The sequence below is a fragment of the Symmachiella macrocystis genome, from assembly GCF_007860075.1.
Taxonomy (GTDB): domain Bacteria; phylum Planctomycetota; class Planctomycetia; order Planctomycetales; family Planctomycetaceae; genus Symmachiella; species Symmachiella macrocystis.
This window is the reverse complement of record NZ_SJPP01000001.1, coordinates 2,658,041-2,681,641: the sequence shown is the minus strand read 5'-3', so window position 1 is coordinate 2,681,641 and position 23,601 is coordinate 2,658,041. Positions and strand designations below refer to the sequence as shown.

The 23,601-nt window shown below is 53.6% G+C and carries 21 protein-coding genes; 17 read left to right on the top strand and 4 right to left on the bottom strand.

All coding sequences use genetic code 11. The features are described from left to right. Positions 1-23 precede the first annotated feature (23 nt). Complete coding sequence (locus CA54_RS10365) at positions 24-773, bottom strand: hypothetical protein (protein WP_146370700.1); 750 nt, start codon at positions 771-773, stop codon at positions 24-26. A gap of 67 nt (positions 774-840) precedes the next feature. Between CA54_RS10365 and CA54_RS29245 the strand changes: the two genes are divergently transcribed. From CA54_RS29245 to CA54_RS29240, 6 genes are all read left to right on the top strand, one after another. Then, entirely contained in the window at positions 841-1,014 is a 174-nt protein-coding gene (locus CA54_RS29245; protein WP_197532356.1) for a hypothetical protein, read from the top strand. Between the two features lie 151 nt (positions 1,015-1,165). Continuing rightward, positions 1,166-2,821 carry a DUF1559 family PulG-like putative transporter gene (locus CA54_RS10360; protein ID WP_197532355.1) on the top strand — a complete coding sequence of 552 codons (1,656 nt, stop codon included), beginning with the start codon at positions 1,166-1,168 and terminating at the stop codon, positions 2,819-2,821. Between the two features lie 72 nt (positions 2,822-2,893). Further along, entirely contained in the window at positions 2,894-4,495 is a 1,602-nt protein-coding gene (locus tag CA54_RS10355; protein WP_146370698.1) for a DUF1553 domain-containing protein, read from the top strand. 55 nt (positions 4,496-4,550) lie between these two features. Beyond that, positions 4,551-5,912 (top strand): DUF1501 domain-containing protein, encoded by a 1,362-nt coding sequence (locus CA54_RS10350; protein ID WP_146370697.1) that lies wholly within the window; start codon positions 4,551-4,553, stop codon positions 5,910-5,912. After that, complete coding sequence (locus CA54_RS10345) at positions 5,909-7,510, top strand: hypothetical protein (protein WP_146372353.1); 1,602 nt, start codon at positions 5,909-5,911, stop codon at positions 7,508-7,510. The genes CA54_RS10350 and CA54_RS10345 overlap by 4 nt, the downstream gene beginning before the upstream one ends. A 1,101-nt stretch (positions 7,511-8,611) precedes the next feature. After that, on the top strand, positions 8,612-8,767 hold the full coding sequence (locus CA54_RS29240; RefSeq protein ID WP_197532354.1) for a hypothetical protein: 156 nt from the start codon (positions 8,612-8,614) through the stop codon (positions 8,765-8,767). 116 nt (positions 8,768-8,883) lie between these two features. Here CA54_RS29240 and CA54_RS10340 read toward each other — a convergent pair whose 3' ends face one another. Next, complete coding sequence (locus tag CA54_RS10340) at positions 8,884-9,645, bottom strand: TIGR02391 family protein (RefSeq protein WP_197532353.1); 762 nt, start codon at positions 9,643-9,645, stop codon at positions 8,884-8,886. After that, positions 9,620-10,348, bottom strand: a complete 729-nt coding sequence (locus CA54_RS10335; protein ID WP_146370695.1) for a hypothetical protein — start codon at positions 10,346-10,348, stop codon at positions 9,620-9,622. The genes CA54_RS10340 and CA54_RS10335 overlap by 26 nt, the downstream gene beginning before the upstream one ends. A 105-nt stretch (positions 10,349-10,453) precedes the next feature. Here CA54_RS10335 and CA54_RS10330 point away from each other — a divergent pair, with 105 nt between their 5' ends. From CA54_RS10330 to CA54_RS10285, 10 genes are all read left to right on the top strand, one after another. Further along, the gene (locus tag CA54_RS10330; protein ID WP_197532352.1) at positions 10,454-11,125 is read left to right on the top strand and encodes an AAA family ATPase; all 672 of its coding nucleotides are present in this window, start codon (positions 10,454-10,456) and stop codon (positions 11,123-11,125) included. A gap of 875 nt (positions 11,126-12,000) precedes the next feature. Continuing rightward, on the top strand, positions 12,001-12,234 hold the full coding sequence (locus CA54_RS10320) for a hypothetical protein (RefSeq protein ID WP_146370692.1): 234 nt from the start codon (positions 12,001-12,003) through the stop codon (positions 12,232-12,234). After that, positions 12,212-12,913, top strand: a complete 702-nt coding sequence (locus tag CA54_RS10315) for a hypothetical protein (protein ID WP_146370691.1) — start codon at positions 12,212-12,214, stop codon at positions 12,911-12,913. Before CA54_RS10320 ends, CA54_RS10315 begins: the two co-directional genes overlap by 23 nt. A 12-nt stretch (positions 12,914-12,925) precedes the next feature. Next, a complete protein-coding gene (locus tag CA54_RS10310) occupies positions 12,926-13,612 on the top strand; it encodes a hypothetical protein (protein ID WP_146370690.1) in 687 nt (228 codons plus the stop codon). Positions 13,613-13,796: 184 nt separating this feature from the next. Beyond that, positions 13,797-14,258 (top strand): DUF2924 domain-containing protein, encoded by a 462-nt coding sequence (locus CA54_RS10305; RefSeq protein WP_146370689.1) that lies wholly within the window; start codon positions 13,797-13,799, stop codon positions 14,256-14,258. Beyond that, positions 14,255-15,376, top strand: a complete 1,122-nt coding sequence (locus CA54_RS10300) for a recombinase family protein (protein ID WP_146370688.1) — start codon at positions 14,255-14,257, stop codon at positions 15,374-15,376. The genes CA54_RS10305 and CA54_RS10300 overlap by 4 nt, the downstream gene beginning before the upstream one ends. Positions 15,377-15,402: 26 nt before the next feature. Further along, on the top strand, positions 15,403-15,708 hold the full coding sequence (locus CA54_RS29235; RefSeq protein WP_197532351.1) for a hypothetical protein: 306 nt from the start codon (positions 15,403-15,405) through the stop codon (positions 15,706-15,708). Further along, on the top strand, positions 15,705-16,091 hold the full coding sequence (locus CA54_RS10295) for a hypothetical protein (RefSeq protein WP_146370687.1): 387 nt from the start codon (positions 15,705-15,707) through the stop codon (positions 16,089-16,091). Before CA54_RS29235 ends, CA54_RS10295 begins: the two co-directional genes overlap by 4 nt. A gap of 309 nt (positions 16,092-16,400) precedes the next feature. After that, entirely contained in the window at positions 16,401-19,094 is a 2,694-nt protein-coding gene (locus tag CA54_RS10290; RefSeq protein WP_146370686.1) for a CHASE domain-containing protein, read from the top strand. Continuing rightward, positions 19,087-19,692, top strand: a complete 606-nt coding sequence (locus CA54_RS10285; protein ID WP_146370685.1) for a response regulator transcription factor — start codon at positions 19,087-19,089, stop codon at positions 19,690-19,692. Before CA54_RS10290 ends, CA54_RS10285 begins: the two co-directional genes overlap by 8 nt. 306 nt (positions 19,693-19,998) lie before the next feature. Here CA54_RS10285 and CA54_RS10280 read toward each other — a convergent pair whose 3' ends face one another. Further along, on the bottom strand, positions 19,999-20,205 hold the full coding sequence (locus tag CA54_RS10280; RefSeq protein ID WP_146370684.1) for a carbon storage regulator: 207 nt from the start codon (positions 20,203-20,205) through the stop codon (positions 19,999-20,001). A gap of 725 nt (positions 20,206-20,930) precedes the next feature. On the opposite strand from CA54_RS10280, the gene CA54_RS10275 reads away from it, so the two are divergent. Further along, a complete protein-coding gene (locus CA54_RS10275; protein ID WP_146370683.1) occupies positions 20,931-23,402 on the top strand; it encodes a PAS domain S-box protein in 2,472 nt (823 codons plus the stop codon). Positions 23,403-23,601: the final 199 nt, after the last annotated feature.

The following is a 23,601-nucleotide window of genomic DNA, read 5'->3' as shown; positions in this document are numbered from 1 at the left end:
CACGGTGAAACGGAAGCTGCACTTTACAAAGGTCTCCAAGCGGCGGCAACGGATTCAGAAGGATCCGGTCGCCACTGAGACTGCGGGAGAGGGGCGCGTGCCATGGATTTCGCGACTGATAGCGTTGGCCATTCATTGTTGTGACCAATTGGTCCGTGACGGTGAGGTGGCGGAGCAGACCGAACTGGCCCGGCTGTTCTGGAGGTACCATATGTAATCGGGATTCCCATCCGGCCCGTCCTTGACGGCGCGCCTCCTTGCGCGTTGCCGTTGGCGAGGTCCATCGGGTTCAGCGGGGTGAACGCATAATCGCTGCTGGCGGTGGGGGTGAGGAAGCGGCCGGCAGTGGGATCGTACCAGCGACTCCCGGCGCGGTACAAACCGGTCGCCGCGTCGAGTTCCATGCCACCGATGTACAGCGGCACGGCGGCGAGATGGTCGTCGGCCAACCCAGCCGGATCGCCAACGACGTCGTACAGATTCCCAAACTCATCCGTTAGCCGGTGCAGCAGCAACCAAACGCTGTTGGCGGTATCGTAACGCCCGACCGTACGAATCACGGTGCCCGGGTCGGCGAATAACCAAGTGGTGTGTGTTACCCCGGTTGCCGTGTCGCCCAGAGCAACATCGACGGCCGCTAGATTGCCGAGCGGATCGTAGAAGTTCGCCCGGCGGATGCCGGCGGATGTGGTTCCGTCGGAAAGATCGATTGCCAGCGACTGCCGCCTGCGCCAGTGCGTACGCGTGGCAGTGTAACATCCCCGATAACTCAACCAAACTCGACGTCAGTGGATCAATGTGTCTGATCGCGCGCGAATGCCCTTACGTGGACCGTATTCAATGATCGAAATCTGGTCTCAGCACCATGTTTTTATCTACGACATCCATGGCCTTGTTGAAAACAGGCCTGGAATTGTTGCCTTCATCGCGCCAAATGTAATTCCCAAGCCCATTCGATTCCAAGTCAATTTCCAGTCGAATTACGCCATTTTGGCAAAAATGATCGTCGGCTAAACAAATCTTCATTGAGGTTGGTTCTATTCTATTGAGGGGAATGTCCTTATGTGCACGTTACAAGCAGGCCTCAAACCCTAAGCCGAAATACTATTATCGGATAGGGGATTACAGACCGCATCGCCGGTTTACACAATCAAAGGGATACGCCGTGAAATATTTGCATCCACTCTCGATGGTCACCGTTGTCTTGGTGGCCAGTGTACTCTCGCTCGCCTGTAACCGTGTCGGGCTAGCTCAAGTTGAATCGAAATCCGAATCACCTGCGGAAGGCAAGTCTGCTGTAACGGGATTGGAGTATGTCCCGCCGGATGCCATGCTGGTCGCTTCCATCCGGCCGGCCGCTTTACTTTCCCATCCCGCCGTAAAAAATTTGCGTGACATTGTCGCCAAAGATGAAATGTCACAACGACTGTTTGGCATGCCTTTGGCCGATATTTCACAGATAACCGCCATCCCCTTGCCAGCGGATCGACCGGACGCACGCGATGCATTTGGTTTTGTAATCCATACGGTCAATCCAATTGATGAGCAGGGTATCTTAGACGTGGTTGCACCCAGCGCGGAAAAGAAAAAATTCGAGGGCCATGTTTACTATCAAGACAAACCGCGCCGCCAACTACGCTATATCTATTTTCCGGACAATCGAACTGTGATCTTTGCAGACCAGGAAGCCGCTTTCCAACATCTGATTCACGCGGGTCGATCCGGTGCCGGCTCCGCAGATTGGACCAAGTCCTGGTCTGCTGCCAAAGATGCGCACGTTGCAATCGTTGGCAATCCAGATCAAATCAAAGCGTTTATGGACAAGGCCACGGCGGGAGCTCCTGAAGGCGCACTGCAAACCATCGCACCACTTTGGAATAACGGTACAAACGCAATTGTATCGCTGGTTTTGGACGAGCAATTGAAGCTGCGTGGCCAATACACCTGCAAGACGCCGGCAGACGCGCCCGAAACGGAGAAGGCACTCAAAGCAGTGCTGGCCTTGGCAACATCTCGATTCGAGAATCTGCAGCAACAACTGACCAGCAATACGCGGACTCCCAAGCTCGCGTCGACGTTCACAGGTTTGGCCCTGCAACTATTAAAAGAAATCACAATAGAGCAAAAAGGCCAAATAGTTCGACTGCAAGCTAAGATCGACGCACAAACGACCTCGCAGCTACTGGCCCAATTGGCCACGGAAGTGCAGAGCTCCCGAAATAGGGCCCAACGACGTCTGTCGTTCAACAACATCAAACATTTGGGGCTTGCCATGCACAACTACCACAGCGTTCATGGTCACTTCCCGCCACCCACCTTGTTGGGACCGGATGGTAAGACCGTGCATAGTTGGCGGGTGGCGTTATTACCGTATCTTGACGAGCAGGAGTTGTACGACGAATACCACACGGATGAACCTTGGGACAGCCCGCATAACAAGAAATTGGTCAAAAAAATGCCTAGCACCTTTGGGCACCCGATCGCCAAAACAGAACCGGGCTACACATCGTATTTCGTACTGACCGGCAAGGAGACAGCCTTCGTCGGCAAAAAAGGAACCTCAATCCGTGATATTGTGGATGGAACGAGTAATACGATTCTCGTTGTCGAATCTAAGCCGGAAGTTCCCTGGACGAAACCGGTGGACATCCTCTACGACTCCAAGAAACCGTTACCGAAACTGGGCGGATATGATCCCGAAGGATTCTGCACGGGGTTTTGCGACGGTTCAGCACGTTTTCTTGTCCATGGCACCCTCGAAAAAACATTTCGCGCGTGGTTTACAATGGACGGCGGTGAATTGATCTCGAACAACCCCTGAGTTGATGCCCTCACGACGACTTGTCGTTGTCGGCCGTTGCCCGCATTCAGTGTCCTTTAAAGCGCAAGTGTCATGAGATACCTATTCAATATCGGTTGGATCTGCGTGCTCGGACTGTGGTTGCTCTCAACATCACTGCACGCGCAACAACCGGTCACAAACGCTGACTTGGAAAAAGAAGTGACCCGTGTGGCAGCTCTCATCGACAAACATATCGTTGAGCGCTGGGCCGCCGAGGGGATTTCTCCCGCCCCAGAAGCGGATGACGCCGAATTTTGCCGCCGCGTCTATCTTTCGATTGCCGGACGGATTCCTCATGTCTCTGAAATCACGGACTTTCTGGAGGAGACATCCTCCAGAAAGCGGCGACATCTGGTTGACGTGCTGTTGGAAAGTAACGGGTACGTCAACAACTTCACCATCGTGTGGAGCAACGTGCTGATCCCCGAAGCAGACCAAAATATTCAGACTCGCTTTCTCAAGGCGGACTTTGAGCATTGGCTGAGCCTGAAATTGGTTGGCAAACAAACACGCTACAATGAAATGGTCACGGAGTTATTGGTCGCATCATTGGCAGATGGTATAGGAAATGGCAGTGACGCGGGTTCGCCAACCGCGTTCTATCAGGCAAAAGAATTCAAACCCGAGAATCTTGCGGCGGCGACATCAAGAATGTTTTTGGGAGTTCGCCTAGAATGCGCTCAGTGCCACGAGCATCCATTTGACGGCTGGTCACAGAAACAGTTTTGGAGTCAAGCGGCGTTTTTTGCGCAAATCCGCAGTCCCCGCCAGCAAACCAATTTATTCAGCCGCATTAGCCAATCGGTAGACCGCGCAAAAATTGCGATCCCTGATTCGGACACGGTCGTCGAAGCTGCGTTTCTCGACGGCAACCAGCCTACACGAAAACAGGGGCAGAGTGTCCGGGAAGAGTTCGCCGAATGGATCACAGCGCCAGAGAATCCGTATTTCGCCAAAACCGCCGCCAACCGTATGTGGAGCCATTTGTTTGGCATCGGGATCGTGGACCCCGTCGATGACTTTAGCGACATCCACCCACCAAGTCATCCGCAGTTGCTCGACGAATTGGCGCGAGAACTGATCGCGCACGACTTTGACTTAAAATTTCTGATCCGGGCGATCACGGCCACTCGCGTCTACCAGCTTTCCAGCCGGCAAACCGACCCCAGCCAAGCAGACCGCCAACAGTTCGCCAGAATGCTTCCACGCCCCATGTCGCCGGAACAATTGATCAACAGCCTGTCGTATGCCATCGGCCGCCCCGATTACGCGCGCGCCCAGAACTTCAACCTCGCAAGGACAACGTCAAGCGACCTTTTCGAAGTATTCGGCGGCAACAGCGAATCGCCATCGGAACGGACGGCCACGATCTTGCAAGCTCTGACGATGATGAACAGTCAATTGATCGTCCAGGCCACAGACAAAGAGACCAGCGGTACGTTGGCAGCGGTGCTAGACATCCCCTGGTTAAACACGCCCGAACGCATAGAAACTTTGTATCTGGCAACAGTGAGTCGGCCGCCGCGCGCCGAAGAACTATCTCGTCTTGTGAAGTACGTGGAGAGCGGCGGCACGAAGAACGACCAGGCCCAAGCATTGGGCGACCTGTTTTGGGTGCTGCTCAATAGCACTGAATTCTTGCTGAATCATTGAATCCATTCGATTGAAAATCCAAGGGTGCGCTTCGATACAAATCGGGAGAACGGTAATGTTCAAGAATCGAAAATCAGCAGATAAAACACTCTCACGTCGTGATTGGCTCAGGCTTTCCGCATTGGGGGCCCTGGGAGGCTCGCTATCCGGATGGTTACCGGCGTTGGCGGCGGAAACAGCCAACAGCCCTCAACGTAAGCGTTCCTGCATACTCCTTTGGATGTCCGGCGGACCAAGTCAGATCGATACGTTTGACCTTAAGCCCGATCATGAAAACGGTGGCAAGTTCAAACCAATTGATACGGCCGCTCCTGGAGTTCAAATCAGTGAACACTTGCCGCAAATGGCCCAAGTGATGCAGCACGTCGCGCCCATTCGTTCGATGACCACAAAGGAGGGGGATCACTCACGCGGTACCTACCTCATGCGAACTGGACGCCCGCCATCGGGACCGGTGCAATATCCCACCCTGGGATCGTTCCTGTCCAAAGAGCTGAGCGCCGCAGAGGCCGAATTGCCCGATTTTGTCAGCATCGCTCCCTACCGCATCTTAAACGCGGCAGCCTACAGCCCGGGATTTCTGGGATCGAGGCATGCTCCACTCATTGTCGGCGACTCCCAAGCGGCGCCGCAAGGGGACGGCGATCGCTATGAGCAGTCGCTGAAAGTAAAAAACCTCGACCTACCCGGCGGAGTCGATCTGGCCCAGGCCGATGCCCGGCTCGCCATTCTGAAGGAATTCGAAGCGGATCACATCAGCAGGCGACCCAGCGACTTTGCCAGCAGCCATCAGTCCGCGTATCACCAAGCCGTCCGTATGATGCGCTCCGCAGCCGTCAAGGCCTTTTCACTCGACGACGAACCGGCGAAGCTACGAGATGCTTACGGGCGAAATCAATTTGGCCAAGGTTGCCTGTTGGCCCGTCGATTGATTGAGCGTGAAGTGCCGTTCGTTGAGGTCTCGTTAAACAATGTCGCCGGATCGGCCGGTCTGGGATGGGATTCGCATCGCAATAACTTTCCGGCGGTCCAAGGGCTTTGCGATGTGCTCGACCCTGCGTGGGCAACGTTAATTTCTGATCTGAAGGATCGCGGGCTACTCGAATCGACACTCATTGTCTGGATGGGCGAATTTGGGCGAACACCGAAGATCAACCGAGGATCCGGCCGCGATCATTTCCCAGCTGCCTGGACGACCGTGCTGTCGGGCGGCGGCATTCAAGGCGGACAGGTCGTGGGTGCCACTTCGGCAGACGGCATGCACATCCAAGACCATCCCGTCCCGGTCCGCGATCTGATGGCCACCATTTGCCGCGCGTTGGGAATCGATCCGCAGAAACAAAATATGTCCAACGTCGGCCGTCCCATTCGATTGACGGACCCCAATGCGGTCGCCATCAAGGAGATTCTCGCATGAGAGCCGTCCTGCTGATCACGATTCTTGGGTGGAGCGCTACGACTGTATCCACAACGGAAGCAGATACTCTTGAATTACTCTACCTGGCCAATGAACGCCCGCTGATGATTCGCCTGCACCCGCAGATTGACCAGTTGGACGTGTCAGAAATATGGCATGCTTATGAGGAAACGTTGTTTCGCCGATTGGATGCCGACAGCGACCTGAGCCTGTCCACGGACGAAGCAGCCGGTGTACCGACTCCCACGGAGTTACAGGGGATCGGGTTGGTCGACTCCTCAGTTGACCTGACACGGACTGTCGACGAAAGTCCGCGTGACGGAAAAGTCACCAGAGAAGAACTGGCGACGTATTTCGACGATTTAGGTGTGCAGAATTTGTCCATCGTCGACGTCAGCCGTATTTCCAGCGTCCAACTGACGAGCCGTGGGCTGTTTGAGCGGATCGACGGCAACGGCGATCAAATGTTGTCTCAAGTGGAGTTGCGGGGTGCGTACACCTCGCTACAAAAATTCGACCGTAACGATAATGAATTTATCGACAGTAGTGAATTGGGCCTGGCCCTGGGGCGGATCGGTATTACGCTCGCCGGATCGCAGCGGACGATTCGGGCAGCGGATGCAAAATTCATACGGCTCCCTAATGATGCAAAGACTTCACTGGGTGAAGCTGTCTTGGCATATTACGACACCGATTCTAACGAAAGCCTCAGCCGCGAGGAATGTGGATTGCAAACTGAGAGATTCGCAAATCTTGACCGGAATGGTGACGATGCACTCGACCTAGCCGAACTTGATCAGTTTCTCCTTCCTCCGATTCCGACAGTCGAGGCGACGCTGCGGGTCGGCACGGACGGCCTGGGATCTGTCGAAGCGACTCCTGCCGATACCTCGCAATCATCACCAACTACACGGCGGGTCGACGACGAACATTCGATCGTAACCCTGGCGCATACACAGATAAACCTCCACGTTAAATCGCAATCGGCAACGCAAGACAGCCCCGAGCGGTACAAACGAGTATTCAGCAGCGTTGATACCGACAAGAATGGATATCTTGACATCAATGAAGCGCGCCGCTTTAAAAACTTCCGGAGTGCCTTCGAGGCAATGGACCGGGATCGGAATGAGCAGATCAATGAGCAAGAAATGCTGACCTACATGATCAACGCGACGGCGTTGGCCAAGACATATCTGATTCTCACCGTGACGGATCAGGGCCGGGGACTCGCTGAGATTCTCGATGCCAACCGCGACACCAGACTGAGCCGCCGTGAATTGGCCCATGCGGTCGAACGGCTCAATACGTGGGACATCAACAGCGATGGCCAAATCGACCAGTCCGAAATCCCACGGCAATTCGAACTTTCGCTGAGCAGTGGCAATCCCAATCAACTACGTGTCGCCGGCGACCGTTCCGCTTCAACGAGTCCGAATCGTGGATCCGATTCGAAGACTCCCACATGGTTTGGTCGGTTAGACCGCAACGGTGACGGCGAGGTCTCCCGACGCGAATTCCTCGGTTCCGCAGCACGTTTCCGCCAATTCGACGAAAACAACGACGGCCTTATCAGCTCAGACGAGATTTCTCGTAATTGACGGTTGTGTAGCCGCCGAGAGATGCTATCAACCTCTCATCAATCGATTACCTGCCCGCAGCGATGTCAACATCACCGCTCTGGCCAGAACTATGAATGCTCAATGAGGACGTGATGCTTCTGGAGTCAACTTAAGTCAGTGTTCGCAATCATTTTACGAAACGCCAATTCCTCAGCCTCAAGCCGAGAGACTGCTTAAGTTATTGAATGTTTGGCTAATATAGACTTGTGGCCACTAGAGTACGTCCGCGGCCCTGCCCTAGGTGAAAAAACAAATCGCCGCGGACTGCCTCTGGTCCTACAGACGTACAACAACAAAATTTCTCACACGACCGAGCAGATGGGGATACCTCATAACCGCTGGGTCGGTCCAAGCATCAACCAATCGGGGTTATCGCTCCTCATAACCCGAACGTCTGCCCCATAACACGCGAGTCGGCACCAGCAGAGACAATTGGCCAACCGGGTACAAACGGCGAGCGATAGGTGTCGCGCGCGACGGTCTCACCAGCCAAACGGAACGAGACACCCTCGGCGTAACCCCTTTCCAGAACTCCCCTACCAACGAACAAAGCCGAAGCCCAAGGCCTCGGCTTGATCCATTCACACGCGGGTACCATTTGGTTCGATCGCATGCGTTAAATGGAGCGATCGAGACGCTGTTCGAACTTTTTCAAAGAGACAACACAGAGACCTGCAAAGAGTCTTTTTGACTCTTTGAGCGAGTGAGGGGAGTTGCACGAAGCAAGTGGGATTACGCCCAAACCGTGCACTGCAGCGTGAGGCAAGTTTTCGATCCGGTTCGCGGTTTTTTTGGACGAAAATGCCAAATCCGACCATTTTCCACCGTGAACTCGCCAAGTTTTCCGGTAGGTAAACAGTAGGGAGTAATTTTTTCTTAATGTAAGCGATGTTTTTGGTTTTTTCGTGAAATCGTACCAAATCCGTCGTCGCACCCCGCGCAAACGCGGTAGGTAAGTAATAGAGAGTGTTGCAAATATCCTCTCACCAACGCCCTCATCGCGTCGTTGAAGAACCGATGCTGGCACGTCGTGCCTAAGGCCTGGCTCACTTTGGGTCCCGCCAGGACGCCGCGCTGATCGTGGCCTTCCTGCTGGGCAAGCAGTCGCCCACCGTGGAGTTCTTTGGCTTCGACCCCGATCCGAACTGCCTCGCCGCCACGTGGCGGGTGTACTTCGACTACGGTTGTGCTTTCGGCGACTTCCGTGCCGCCTACAAGGCTAAGGGCGAAGCGTGAGCCTCGTTGGTCGGGCAGCACAGCCGGTTTCTTCTTAGGTGCTGGTCACGTCGCTCATTCCCTTTTGTCGGTTGCAAAGTCAATGGCTCGCAAATCCATGTGAACTGGCGATTGTACTATGGCGATGGCCTTCTCTCGTCAACGATGCTCATTAATTGGCTCGCGAACATAAGTAGTTGTGCTGCTTCGATCGGATCAATGAAATCGCGCGTTCCATGTGCGGCAGGATTCCTGAATCTTCCCATCGCACAGGCAAATAGATGTGACATCGCATCTTGCTCCCCTGAAAGTTCAGTTGTGTCAGTTAGTGGCCCGGCGTTTGGTGCAGCATGGAACACCTGGCGAACCAACGCAACTCCCGCATCACCCGGAGAAAAGCCGCCGGCGGCGCGCACCTCAATTTCGACCTTGCGAAATGCTTTCAGGCCTGCGCTCTCGAAATCACCGATGAGGTATTCCCCAAGAGCGATTTGTCGAACTGTGGGATGCAGTAAGTCTGGGTTGAGGAGACGACGTTTGCGATACTCTTCTACATCCTCGTGGGTTTGGCAATCCAATCCACGGCGTGTGATGAAGAACCCGTGCTGGTTTGACGAGTCTGGATCGAGAGCGATGAGCCCCTCGGTCGCCAGCCAATTCCAAGCTTCTCCATTTGATCGGCGCAAGTCCGCGGACCTGAGGAATCTCCTTTGTGCATACTGTTCAACGATCGACGCCACAATACCGTGAATGTCCAACATACTTTCAGAGTCTTGAGATCCCGACGTTCGAAATTCTCGTAGATGTTCGAGTAAAAACCCTGCAAGAATTTCAGTCGGAAACGCAAGAACCTCCTGTGCAGTCTTAAAACGGTCAGAAATGTTCAACATCGTCGTCATTTGATGGGGCCTTCCCATTTACAACGTCCGACAGAAAAACCGACTCAGGCCACATTATTTCGGGTGGAGGTGCTGCACCTGTATTAAGCCATTCAGCAAAGTCCTGGTGCATCACCACGGCCGCCGCGGAAACGTAGTTCAACACGGTGCGAAGCGATCCATGAACCTCGAAGAGTAACTTTTTCTGTGGCGTGTTGTTCAAAATAACACGAAATGTGTCCAGGTGCCTTTTTGACGTAGCGGGAAGGCTATGAATCAAGTGAGTTCCATACAACATCGCATTGAAGAGGTCTTCCGTAGTGTGAGTCGGCACAATCAATCCAGGGGACTTCCAGTAATTTAGTCCGGCCTCCCTTTCTTTGGCCATCCATGCCATTTTCGCCGGCGAATCGACAGCACGGATGTATCGATCACACGCATCTGTGAATAGGCGATCTTTGTGGGCAAACAGTTGGCGGAAATAAACTGCCACATAGACAAATGACTCCAAATCGGGAAAAGTTCCCGGCCTGCTATTTCCGCACGAGTTGAAAGTGCATTCCTTTTGCAACCAAAGACTTCGCGATATTTGGGCGCGAACCTGTATGAAGTGGGCGACGATGTCGGAATCCTCTTGCGTCCAAACAGTACTTGACCTTATCCCGGCCGGTCCACGTCTGAGCACGGTTTCAGGTTTATGCAAAACTATAGGGAAGTTTTTCATCGATTGGGATTCCTTTTGGGCCTCCGCTGATCGAATTCCAAGATCGCATCAGAACCGCGATGAACAGAGTATTCAATGTCTCATAGTGACTGTAGTTACGAATCAATGGTTCGCGAACACCTCCTCAAGCTTGCCAGCGACCTGCCCTACTTGGCTAACGCGAAGGCCAAGCCGATCGGCGCGGTATTGGCCGAGGTGCGGGCCAAGCTGCGGCAGATCGAAGACGCCGCGGGCACGGTCGAGCAGGCGTTCACGCGGATCACCTCCGAGGAGTTGGACAACGGCAATTTCGATCTCACGTATCTGATCGACGGCGTACTGGTGAAGGACCAGCCCGCGGGACTTGTGGCGCCGAAGAAGTCGCTGAAGTCCAACATCAGCATCGACTTGGCAATCTCGTTGGCCACCGGCGGAACATTCCTCGGCTACTTTCGCGTGAACGAGCCGCAGCGAATGGCACTGTTCTCCGGCGAAAGCGGAATGGCCACCATTCAGGAAACCGCGCGCCGCATCAGCAAAGCGGCGGGCGTGTCGCTCTCCTCAAACGGCGTGATCTTCAGCGATAGCGTGCCCAACTTCGGTGACACGCTGAACATGCAGTCGTTCCGGGGGTTCTCGAAGCCGACGGCATCGAGGTGGCGATTATCGATCCGGTCTACCTCTGCCTCCCCTACGATATTAATCCCGCCAACCTGTTCGACATCGGCCGCATGCTGCGCAACGTTAGTGACGTCTGCCGCGATGCGGGGGCCACGCCGATCCTGGTCCACCATTTGAAAAAGGGTATCGCCAACCCATATGTGCCGGGGCAATTGGAAGACATCGGCTGGGCCGGTTTTCAGGAGTTCTTTCGCCAATGGATGTTGATCAACCGCCGCGAGCCGTACGAGGTAGGGTCGGGCCTGCACCGCCTGTGGTTCTCGACCGGCGGCAGCGCGGGGCATAGCTCTCTCCTGGGCCTCGACATCTTTGAGGGCATCTACGATCCCAGCGGAGCCTCGCCGCGCGTGTGGGACGTCACCACGCTTAAACCACACGAGGTCAATCGGGCGTCTGAAGATCGACGTGAAGAGGCGAAGGAAGCCAAAGCGGAATTCCGAGTGCGGACGCGACTGGATCGCAACCGCCGCAAGATCATCGACGTCATGGTTGGCCAACCCAATGGGCACACACTCAGCAGCCTGGCCGACCAAGCGCGTATGAGTCGGCAGCGGGCCAGCGAGGCGATTGAATCGCGGGTGGAAGATGGCCAACTCATAGCCTGCAAAGTGGTTAAGGGTAAAAACAAGCGCGAACTCGATGGCTACCAATTGGCCAATGACGACGATGGCGAATTTAACCCGGACAGATTGACCCGGATCGCTTGTCCGTCCGGGTCAAACGTGAAAAAAAAACTGGCCCACTAAAAACTGGTCCGGGTCAAATTGGCTCTTTGGTGGGCCATATGTTTGTAGGCCAGTGTGTATGCCGGGCGCCTTGTGCCGCTCACCGGACTGGGACAGGCCGCCCTCCAGGCGGCCGGCCGTCCCAGTTCGGTGAGCAGCGGGTGAGCGGGTACTCCGAAGAAATGCTGTTCTTCCTGTTGCCAGCGGGAACAGCCGCGCTATTAAGCACAGTTTCTTTTTTTGTACTGAATTGAAATTGGTGGGCCCATGCCCTTTGAGCGCGTACTCCCCATCAGCCAACTGCGGGAAATTCTCGGTTTCGCGTACAAGGTCGTCGTCGAAACCGACGAGCCGATCATCGTGCAGCGTTATTCGCGGCAGGATGTCGCGCTCGTGCCGCTGTGGGAATGGCGGTTTTTGAAAGAGCTGGAGGAGCGGGTGAAAGCTGGTGATTTTTCTTCGCAGGAGGAGTTGGACGATGCTGACGAAGTCGATGAATGACATTTTTATGCGTGCCAAACGACTTTGCCGTCGTGTCGCAACACGCGATTTGGACGTTGTGCCGCTGTATTTGGTGCTGCAATCTCAAATGCCCGTAGGCCGTGTGACTCACAATTACTGCAACGGCTATACGAGCCCCTGCCTCGATCTCTATCTGCGTGACGTGATCGCCGACAAATGGTGGGGACGCGGGGCCTGTATCGTCGTGAATGACGAGGCTCTCCAGGAGGCCTTTGAGCCGGAAGATATCGAAATGGCCCTGCTGCACGTTGTGATTCACGAATTGGTCCACGTCATCGACCGGCCTGCTCCGTTTCGTCCACGCCCCAGCGTTGCGCCGACGGTCATTGCCAAAGAGGCCGTCCGAGTGGCCGAAATTGTGGCCAGCGATCCCCAGGACGACATTAGGCCCGCGCTGTGGGTCGGGCATGGAAGGCGCTTTATTCGCATCGCTCTGCATTTGCAATACCGCGTGGAACAAACGGGGATGCGATTGTCGCCCGGCATGCTCTGCGCCGGACCCACCTACGGTTTGTCGCACGCCGAACGGTATTTAACCGCCTTGGGTGATGAACCGGCCGACATGATTGAAATGACATTTCGGGATATTTGCCTGACTGATCCGCCTGAAACGTTTTCCCGGCTGTGGTGGCGGGACTCCGACAACTCTGCTCTTTAGAAAGGAACTTTGATGGAACTAACAAAACTGTTTGAAAAAATTGCCGGCAAGCACCGCGCACGGCAACAGTCGCGGAAGGCCGGCTATCGGGAACTGATCTCGATGATCGCTGACGGCCGCGATCCCGATGCAGACTTCTTGGATCGCGTACTGATCGACAACGGCAAGTCGCTGGCTGATGTGCGCCAGGCCGTTGATCTGCTGCTGGAACGCCGCGAGTTGCGGAAAACGTACGATAGCATTCCCGCCATGAACCAAGAGTACGAAAACCTACACGCACAGATTGGCGAGGCGGAACGCATCCACGATGAGAGGACGCAACCGCTGTATTGGCGTATCGAGCAGATCAGACAAACGCTGAACGAAGGTCGAAACGTCCGCGCACGGCTTTGGGAAACGTGTGCCGACACGGAACTCTGCGGCCAATTGAGCCATCTGCGGCAACGGTTGACCTCGTTGCACGACCAACAGTCGCAGTTGATGAAGAACAGCAGCGACCTGCGGAATTGGGCAGAAACGGATCGCGTTAACTCCAACCAAGGCGTACTGCCGGCGAAAGCAGAATCCTTGAAGGAGCGGGCTAAGTCCCGCGAGGCAAAGGCCAAGCAACTCGAAGAGGAATTGGCAACCGTTCGTACCCAGATCGCCGAATGCGATCACGAAGAATCTCGGATTCGTGAGTTGATGCTCGTGCCGTAGGCGGTGTTTGTCCCGGAAATCCTTGCCGCGCCGTCGTGTGACTCGTGCCCGGTCTGCAACGGCGTGCTTATTTGTGAGGAACGGCTAAATCCACCGCCCACATGCCTTGATGCCGGCAACGATTCGAGGCTCACTGTGTCCACGTGTTAACGGTCCCAGAGAACTTCGAAAACAGGAGCGATGAATGAACCTCAACCGCGAAATCACGATTTTGCAGGCGATGAGCGTCGGTGAATTGCGCGAGCGGTACGCAGAGTTGCACGGCGAAAACTGCCGCAGCCGCCACCGCACGTATCTAATCCGTCGCATCGTCTGGAAATTACAGGCCCGCGCCGAAGGAGGCCTAAGCGAACGGGCTAGGCAGAGGGCAGCGGAATTGACGGACGTTGCCGAAGCGCGGGTCACGCCACCCAACGGTAACGGGATTCCGGCCAAACCCCGCACACGCCCCAATGATCCGCGCATCCCGGCGCCGGGCAACATGATCGTCCGTGACTACAAGGGGCGGACGGTCCAAGTTCTGGTCACCGAGGACGGGTTCGAATATGAGGGCGAGCCATATGGCTCCCTCTCAGCGGTCGCCAAAGCGGTGACCGACTCGCACATGAACGGTTTCCGATTCTTCAAATTGGAGGACCGGAAATGAGCCGTAGTGTGAAGAAGGGAAAGGCGCCCGAAATCCGCTGTGCGATTTACACCCGCAAATCATCAGAGGAAGGCTTGGACCTCGAATTCAATTCGCTCGATGCCCAGCGGGAATCGGCCGAAGCGTATATCGCCAGCCAAAAGAATGAAGGCTGGACCTGTTTGTCCGCTCTCTATGATGATGGTGGGTTTTCGGGTGGGAATGTCGAGCGCCCCGGGTTGAAGCGGCTATTGGCCGACATCGAAGCGGGCAAGATCGACTGCATCGTAATTTACAAAGTCGACAGGTTGAGCCTCAGTTTGATGGACTTCTCACGGATCATGGAGACGTTTGAAAAATATAACGTCTCGTTCGTCAGTGTGACGCAGCAATTCAACACCACGCACTCGATGGGACGGCTGACGCTGAATATTCTGCTGTCGTTTGCCCAGTTCGAACGCGAAATCATTGGAGAACGGATTCGTGACAAAATCGCCGCCCAGCGCCGCAAGGGCAAATGGGCGGGTGGCAAGCCGGTGTTGGGCTACGATGTAGACCGATCAGCAGCCAGTCCCAAACTCGTCATCAATGCCGAAGAGGCGGCCCGCGTCCGGCAAATCTTCGAGTTGTACATAGATGAGAAGTCGCTGTTGCCGGTCGTCGACGAGTTGGAACGCCGTGGCTGGGCGAACAAATCCTGGCTGAGTAAAAAAGGCCAACCCATGGGCGGCCTGCCGTTCGACAAAGGCTCGCTGCACCGCTTGCTAACGAATCCACTGCACGCCGGCAAGATCCGGCACAAGGAAGACATCTTCGACGGCGAACATAAACCAATCGTCGAAGCCAACCTGTTCGAAAAAGTGCAGAAGCGGCTCACTCGTAACGGCCGGTCGGGACAGGTTCGTAACAAGCACGGCGCATTGCTCAAGGGGTTGTTGACCTGCCGCGCTTGCGACAACGCGATGACGCATACCTACACCTCCCCGCCGCCGAGATCGAACGGGCCGTGGTCGACGAGATTCGCGGCATTGGCCGCGACCCGGCGCTACGGGGCGAAGTGTGGCGGCAGGTACAACAGCGCCACGACCGACAACTGGCCGCGATACGTCGCGAACACGGCGGCCTCAAACGGGAACTGACGCGGCACCACGCGGAAATACGCCGGTTGGTCGCCACTGGCCGCCAGGACGACGCCACGTTGGCCCATATCGCCGACTTACACGACCGAATTGCGCGGGCGGAAACTCGGTTCGGCGAATTGGGGCGGCAAATCTCCGAGGTGGAAAGGGACCATGTCAGCGAGGCAGACGTGGTGGCGGCGCTGGCCGATTTCGACGGATTATGGAAGTCGCTCAAGCCGCGGGAACAAGCAGAGTTACTGCAGTTGCTAGTTGCCGGTGTGGAATTTGACGCCGGTGACAACAGCATTGCGATTCAATTTCATCCGACGGCGATTAAGGGGGTGGCATGATCACGGTGAAGCGAAAACTGCACTTTGCGACCGAGGCCAATGGAAGACAGCGGATTCAGAAGACGCCGGTCGCCACCGATGTTGCGGACGTCGGTCGCGTGCCGCGGAAATCACGGCTGATGGCGTTGGCGATTCATTGTGAGCAAATGATCCGCGAGGGCGAAGTAGCTGACCAAACCGAGTTGGCCCGGCTGTTACATGTTTCGCAGCCGCGGATGACACAGATCATGAATCTGCTGCTCCTAGCACCCGATATTCAGGAGGCATTGTTGTTCCTACCTCGAACAGTTTCCGGTAAGGAGCCAATTCACGAGAAGCTGCTGCGGCCGATTGCGGCAGTGCTGGATTGGGCGCGGCAACGGGCGATGTGGGCTGGCAGATAAATTGCAGTTTGTAGCATGAATCACCTGAATATTGCGTCACAACAGGATTTCCGGGAAGCACTTACGCTGTCAAGGGCCAGCCTAACTACAAGGGGAGCGTCCGGCAACAAAGAGCGATCGCCGAAGCGGGTAGCACGACAGAAAAGTGCAACGATTTTTCAGAACACTCTCCGCTGACCACATCCAATGGGCCGTGCGTCACAAAACCACAGTCGCTATAATTCGCCCACGCTGCTGTGGTAGAAAGTGAATCACCGGAGTATCGTTACCATTATTCGCAACAAGTGGTGGACTCAGAAAGCACATCAAATGGCGAAGTGGCTGATATATTCGGCGCTGATGGCGGGTGGGTATTTTCTTTCCGGCCGCATGGGGCAATTCTTGGCGGTACCTCCAAGCTATGCCACCGCGATTTGGCCCGCGTCGGGCATCGCGCTTGCTGGTGTTCTTTTGATGGGCTATCGCGTTTGTTTTGGATTATTTGTTGGCGCTTTGTTGGTCAATGGCTGGACACCGCTTTCAACTGCTGACTGCTTCGATGCTGCAGTATCGTCGTTACTGTTAGCGATTTCTATTAGTTTGGGCGCTACCGCGCAAGCAGGACTGGGGGCTATCCTAATCCGACGTCGAGTCGGGTTTCCCAACGCGTTGATACAAGACCGACAAATTGTGGAGTTTCTGGCAATTGGTGGTCCTCTTGCGTGCCTGGTGGGGGCAACCGTTGGAGTTACTTCGCTCGCGTTTGTAGGGGCCGTTGATGGATCTCATTTTGCGCTAAACTGGTGGACTTGGTGGGCCGGCGACGTAATTGGCGTCATTATCTTTGCACCATTGACATTAATCTGCTTCGGCCGACCACGGAGTGCTTGGCGATCACGTCGGATCTCAGTAGCACTTCCACTTTTTGCTGCGTTTACATTCATCGTAGCTGGATTTGTGTCTACTCAAATTTTCGAGAATGCCAACGCACGCCGGGAGTTTAACGAGATTGCCGATGAGGCTGGTCAGCGTTTGGAAGAACAACTTTTGGATCCCTTGGATAGTCTTCATGATCTGCAAGATTTCTGTGCTCATTCCGTAGATTTAAAACACTCCGAATTTGCGTCTTTCAACCGATATTTACTGACGCGACATCCTGGCCTTAATGCAGTCGCATGGCTTCAACGTGTCCACGACTCCGAACGAAACGAAGCCCGATCGCAGCCTCGTGAACCAGGATTGTTTGAAGAACGCGGGCCGAGCGGCGCGCTCAGGCCTGCTGCAAAAAGGGAAGGATACTTTCCGGTTTCCTACATGGAGCCTCAGCAAGCCGAAATGATCTCACCGGGGTTTGACATCGCCTCTAATCCGGCGTTGCGAAATTCCTTGTGGAAGTGCTGCGATTTGGGAAGGCGACTGGTAGCCGGCCCGGTTCGATTGAACAACACAAGGGATGTTCGTCATTTTTTTCTGGTATTTGTTCCAATCTATTCGCATGACGCAGACTCGGTTACCGTTTCAGATCTAAGACAATCTCTTCGAGGCTTTATCCTTGGGGTATTTCACGCCAGCGATGTCGTGCTTGCAGCGTTTCCAAAGCATAACGAGAAAAAGTTTTCTCTCACGATCCGCGATGGAGCGTCGGATGCCCCGGCCATTTACACTCAACTACAGGACGTATCACCGCACAAGACATCCGAGGTGGCGCCTTTTCTCAGGAAGCCCATAAAATCTTCGGTCAATATAAAATTCGCTGATCGTAATTGGATTTGTGAATTCACTCCATCTTCCAGTTATTATACCAGTCAGGTGAATCGTCACACCTGGTTTATTCTCGCGTGTAGCCTTTCATTGACCGCTTTACTCGGAGTTTTCTTGCTAATTCTGAGCGGGCGGACTGCGCGTATTGAAGCATCTGAATCTCGCTATCTCGACCTCTATGAAAATGCGCCTGACATGTTTCTCTCTATTGATGTTTCGATGGAGAGCGTCATTGAGTGCAACAAGACTTTTCTTGCTGCAACAGGTTTTTCCAAGGCAGATGTCATCCACAGGAATTTATATAATCTTTTTGATCCGAATTCCCTAAGCGTGGCTCAAAATGCCTTTCGATCGTTTCTCGTAAGCGGGCAAGGGAACGACATTGAGTTGTCGCTTCTTTGTTCTGATGGCCAGTTAATCGATACGAGCATGAACATGTCTGCGGTGCGCGACGCGCAAGGTGAGTCCGTGTTTTGCCGGGCAGTATTGCGTGACATATCAATCAAAAAGCGGCTTGAAACCCAAATTAGAAACCAGGAGATCAAGTTGGCTCATGTTGCTCGCCTTAATATGATGGGTGAAATGGCAACAGGCTTAGCCCACGAAATCAACCAACCTTTGGGGGCAATCGCGGCGTATGCCGAAGGGGCGGCAATCCGTATACGTAATGCAAACTCCGACGCTCAGAGTTTATCGCGAATTATTGATCGCATTGCAGCTTGTGCGCATCGGGCGAGCGAGGTGATACGCAGACTCAGACAATTCGTGCGAACTCGTTCGTCGAAATGGCAAGAAGTGGACATGAACCAGTTGGTACATGAGGTCGCGCAATTCGTAGAACCTGACGTCAAACATCGTCACGTGAGGCTGGGGCTTGATCTTGCCGAACCTCTTCCGGGCATTCACGGGGACGCCGTCCAGATTCAGCAAGTACTTTTAAATCTTGTGCTTAATGGCTGCGACGCGATGTCGGAAATCGAACCCACGCAACGACACTTAACGATTCGCACCCGTCTCAGCGGCCGGGATAGTGTCGATGTTCTAGTCGAGGATTGTGGGCACGGATTCCCTGAAGGTGTGAACGAACAGGTGTTCGAGGCATTTTTTTCGACGAAAGAAGATGGGCTCGGAATGGGGTTGGCAATCAGTCGCTCTATAATAGAATCACACGGTGGTCATATTTGTGTGACAAGAAACCCAAAAGGCGGCGCATCGTTCCAATTCTCTTTGACTGCAACTGATGGAGATCTGAGCATTGACTAGAGAAGCTACCGTATTTCTGGTTGATGACGATCAAGATCTTCGAGATGCACTCGTCTGGCTGCTGGAGTCAGTTGAATTGACTGTCGAAACATTCGCGTCAGCACACGAGTTTTTGGATTCGTACGATCCCGAAAGAGCCGGATGTCTCGTTCTCGATATTCGCATGCCGGGAATGAGTGGATTTGAATTGCAGAAACAGTTACGAGAAAAAGACGTGAACGTTCCGGTAATTGTGATTACTGGGCACGGAGATGTTCCGATGGTCGACCAAGCTTATCGAAACGGAGCCTTTTCGTTTTTAGAAAAGCCCATTAACCAACAGAAATTCTTGGACGACATTCACCTTGCTATCAAGCACGACTTGGATATTCGACGCGATCGGCCGACGGATTTCTTAGTAAAATTAAAGACCCTCACGCCACGAGAAAACGAAGTGATGGATCTTATTGCTGCAGGCAAAACGATGAAGGAAATCGCCAGTCAACTAGAAATCAGTATTCAGACATGTTCGAAGCACCGAGTTCGAGTTCTGGAGAAGATGAATGTTGGAAACGACGTTGAGCTCGTGCGTTTGATACTTTCGGCCGACCGTGGCTAACAACTTGTTGCACCGCCCACGCTTGGGCGACTTGACAACCGCACTCTGCCTTGAAAGTCGCATTCTCGCCTTGAAACCACGGCATCGCAAGCGTGGTGAGTTGGGCCATTCATTGTCCTCGCTTTCGGCGACACCACGTGTATGACACGGATGGTCCCCGGACTTTAGCAGCGAGTTGTGCCCTAAGGTTGGATCATTGTTATCCAGAGGCCGTGACAATCAAACGCTCGAAAGTTCCGGTCAATCCGTGAGCGGTGACTGGGCCAACCCCCTTCACTCCAGGTTGGAGTGTGAACGGTTGTTGCCTCACCCCAAATCCGAATACTCGAATTGCGAATCGTAAGAATGCGACGACTCAAGACAAAGGTCCGTCAATTCGCTCCGTAGCACTTGAATATCGTGCGGTGCTTCTATGCCGATTCTTACTCGATTGCCCTTGATCGCTATCAACGTAATAACGATGCCTGAACCAATGGTGACTTTTTGTTGAACTTTGCGTGACAATACCAGCATCTTCCCCTCCTTAGGATCTAAAACGAATTCCACCCCCAACTTAACCTGATTGTACGGAAACCTATGCTGCCCGTACATCCGCAAAATACTTGCCCGCATATGCGAAAATTTCGCATAGCATGCGAAACATGATCGTAACAAAGACGACATAATCGATTGTCACATTCATGAACATTATTTCCTCAGCAGGATTTGAATCACGCAAGGGCATGAATACCGACGAAAATATTATTGATCGTGTGGTGCTCGCTTTGCACGTCGACAAAATTCAACCTAGAGTGTGTCGAATGATAGTGCTTGTCGAATTCGAAAATCGACAATGAAGGCTCATTCGAACCATGATATTGAGCTAGGACATTTAGCAGCTGAATGGTGGGATTAATCAAAGCCCATCTAGAACAACGCAGGTTTAGATTGCCAATTGGCGACTCTGTGAACTCGTTCTGCCCATTGCTCCACTTTGTGAATTGAGTAAACGACACAGCATTCAAAAAAACTGTTGACGCCGAACGCCTCCTTTTCAGTTGAAGAGCGCGAACGCTCAGAATCCGCTATTCCGTGTGCAGACCTCGGCACTCAACCGGTGGACATGTTAGGTGTATTGACCCGGTTAGTTTTTCGCCAATTGTCACCCTAAGCTTCGGCGACGTGGTTGATGTGCGCCTAAAGATGTCCAAGAAGCAGCTTGGAAATGGTAGGAAAGTCACCCGATAGAGTACTAAGAAATGAAAAACTCCAACTGCTACGAATTCAACGAACTCTCAGTAACGGAACTCGACTTCCATTCGACGCGCGATCAACAACGACGTGCGCAGAGTGAGAAAGAGCTTGATGATTTTTTTGAAAACGGAGCAGTAGGAATGCATTGGGTCGGCCCCGACGGAATTATCTTGCGCGCTAACCGGTATGAGTTAGAATTGCTAGGGTATACCCACGAGGAGTACGTGGGCCACCACATCGCCGAGTTTCATGCCGATCAAAACGTGATTAACGACATTCTGAAGCGGCTCGTGGACGGCGAAACTCTGAATAATTTCCCAGCGCGGCTACGATGTAAAAATGGCTCAATCAAACACGTTGTGATCAATTCCAACGTTTACTGGAAAAATGGTGAGTTCAAGCACACTCGCTGCTTCACGCATGATCTCACGGCAACAAGAATTGCTGAGCAAGGATTCCTAGCAAGCGAGGCCCGGATGAGCGCGATCCTCAACTCGGCCATTGACGCCATCGTGACAATCGACACGCATGGCCGCATTGAGTCGCTCAATCCTGCTGCGGAGAGAATGTTCGGATACACGGCAAAGGAGATCCAAGGAACAAACGTTAACCGGTTGATGCCGTCGCCGTTCAGTGAAAACCACGATGGCTACCTTGCCAACTACCTGAAAACAGGGCAAAAAAAAATCATCGGCATCGGTCGCGAGGTCGTGGGATTGCGTAAAGATGGAACGACATTTCCCGTCGAACTTGCAGTGAGTGAAGTGAGACTGGGCGATTTGCATTTGTTCACCGGAATCGTGCGCGACATTAGCGAACGCAAACAATCTGAACGAGCGCTGGAAGCTGCCAATGCAAAATTGGCCGGAGTTGTTGATGCCGCCACACAGGTATCGATTATCGCGACCGACGTCGATGGCACGATCACGCTGTTTAATACTGGCGCGGTGCAAATGCTTGGATATGAAGCGGCGGAAATGATTGGAGTCAGCACTCCGGAAATATTCCATCTTGAGTCTGAAGTAGTGCGACGCGGTGAAGAGCTATCGCTGGAGTTGGGTCGCAATGTCAGTGGTTTTGAAGTCTTCGTCGCCTATGCGAGGGAAGGCCAATTCGAACGTCGAGAATGGACGTATGTGCGGAAAGATGGCCACAAAGTCACGGTCAACCTCGTTATAACCGCGATTAGGAACTCCGACGGTAAAATCAACGGTTTTCTGGGAGTCGCGGAAGATGTCACCGAACGCAAACGCCAAGATGCCGCGTTGCAAGCAGCAAAAGAGGCGGCGGAATCAGCAAATCGGGCGAAAAGTGAATTTCTCGCAAATATGAGCCATGAAATCCGCACGCCGATGACTGCTATTCTTGGCTACTCGGAACTTGTTTTGGATAACGTCAGTGATCAAGAGAACATTGATGCGCTCAAGACAGTCCAGCAAAGCGGAGAACATCTCCTCGGAATTATCAACGACATTCTTGACCTCTCCAAGATCGATTCAGGAAAACTGAGTGTCGAGCGCATCAAATGTTCGCCAACCCAGCTTGTCTCTGAGGTGGCTGCCTTGATGCGAGTGCGGTGTAACGAAAAAGGTCTTCCACTTGAAGTCCAATTTGATGGTCGGATGCCTGCGACAATTCAATCGGATCCCACACGACTGAAACAGATTCTCATCAATCTCGTCAGCAACGCCATCAAATTCGCTGAAGACAACAAGGTCGGTCTGACTGCCAGTTTGTTGGATGCCGAGGGAGATGAGCCCAAAATACAATTCACGATCATTGACTCGGGCATCGGGCTAAGGGAAGAGCAGATGACCCGTCTTTTTAAGCCATTCGAACAAGCTGATAATTCGACAACTCGCGTATACGGCGGTACAGGATTGGGTTTGACGATCAGCAAACGGCTTGCCATCCAGCTCGGCGGAGACATTACCGCCAAGAGCACTTTCGGCGAAGGCAGCACGTTCATCGTTACCCTTGAAACCGGGTCCTTGGACGGTGTGCAAATGCTTGACAATCCGACAGAGACTTTGTTCTCAAAGTCTTCCAAAAAGAAGCTGGCAGTGAACACAAAAAAACTTGATTGTCATGTGCTGCTTGCTGAAGACGATACTGTGAATCAGCGGCTCATTACCTTTCTGCTAAAGAAAGCCGGCGCTGTTGTCACTTTAGCCGCGAATGGACAGATCGCCTACGACCTCGCCCTCGCTGCACGAGATGCGGGAAATCCATTCGATGTCATCCTGATGGATATGCAGATGCCCGTTATGGACGGCTACCATGCGACCGGCAAACTGCGGGAAGCGGCCTACTCTGGTCCAATCATCGCGCTCACGGCGCACGCCATGAGCGCGGACCGGGACAAGTGCCTTAATGCTGGCTGCGACGACTATACTACAAAGCCAATTGACCAGACGAAGCTAATAAAGTTGGTGGCCGAGCAGGCCGAGCATCAGCAATCCCAACTGTCTCGCTGAGCCTCTGAGAAAAGCCGTTTGAGCAGCCGAAGAGCAACTAGGGGCCTAGCTTGAACTGACAAAATAATGACAGTTTGAATTGTGCTGTCTCAAACGGCCATCGAATTTCCGGCTGACGCGCCTCATAACCCGACCGGCCAACTCATAACACGAAGGTCGGCAAAAAGCAGAGACACCAGAGACTTTGGGCAAAACCGTT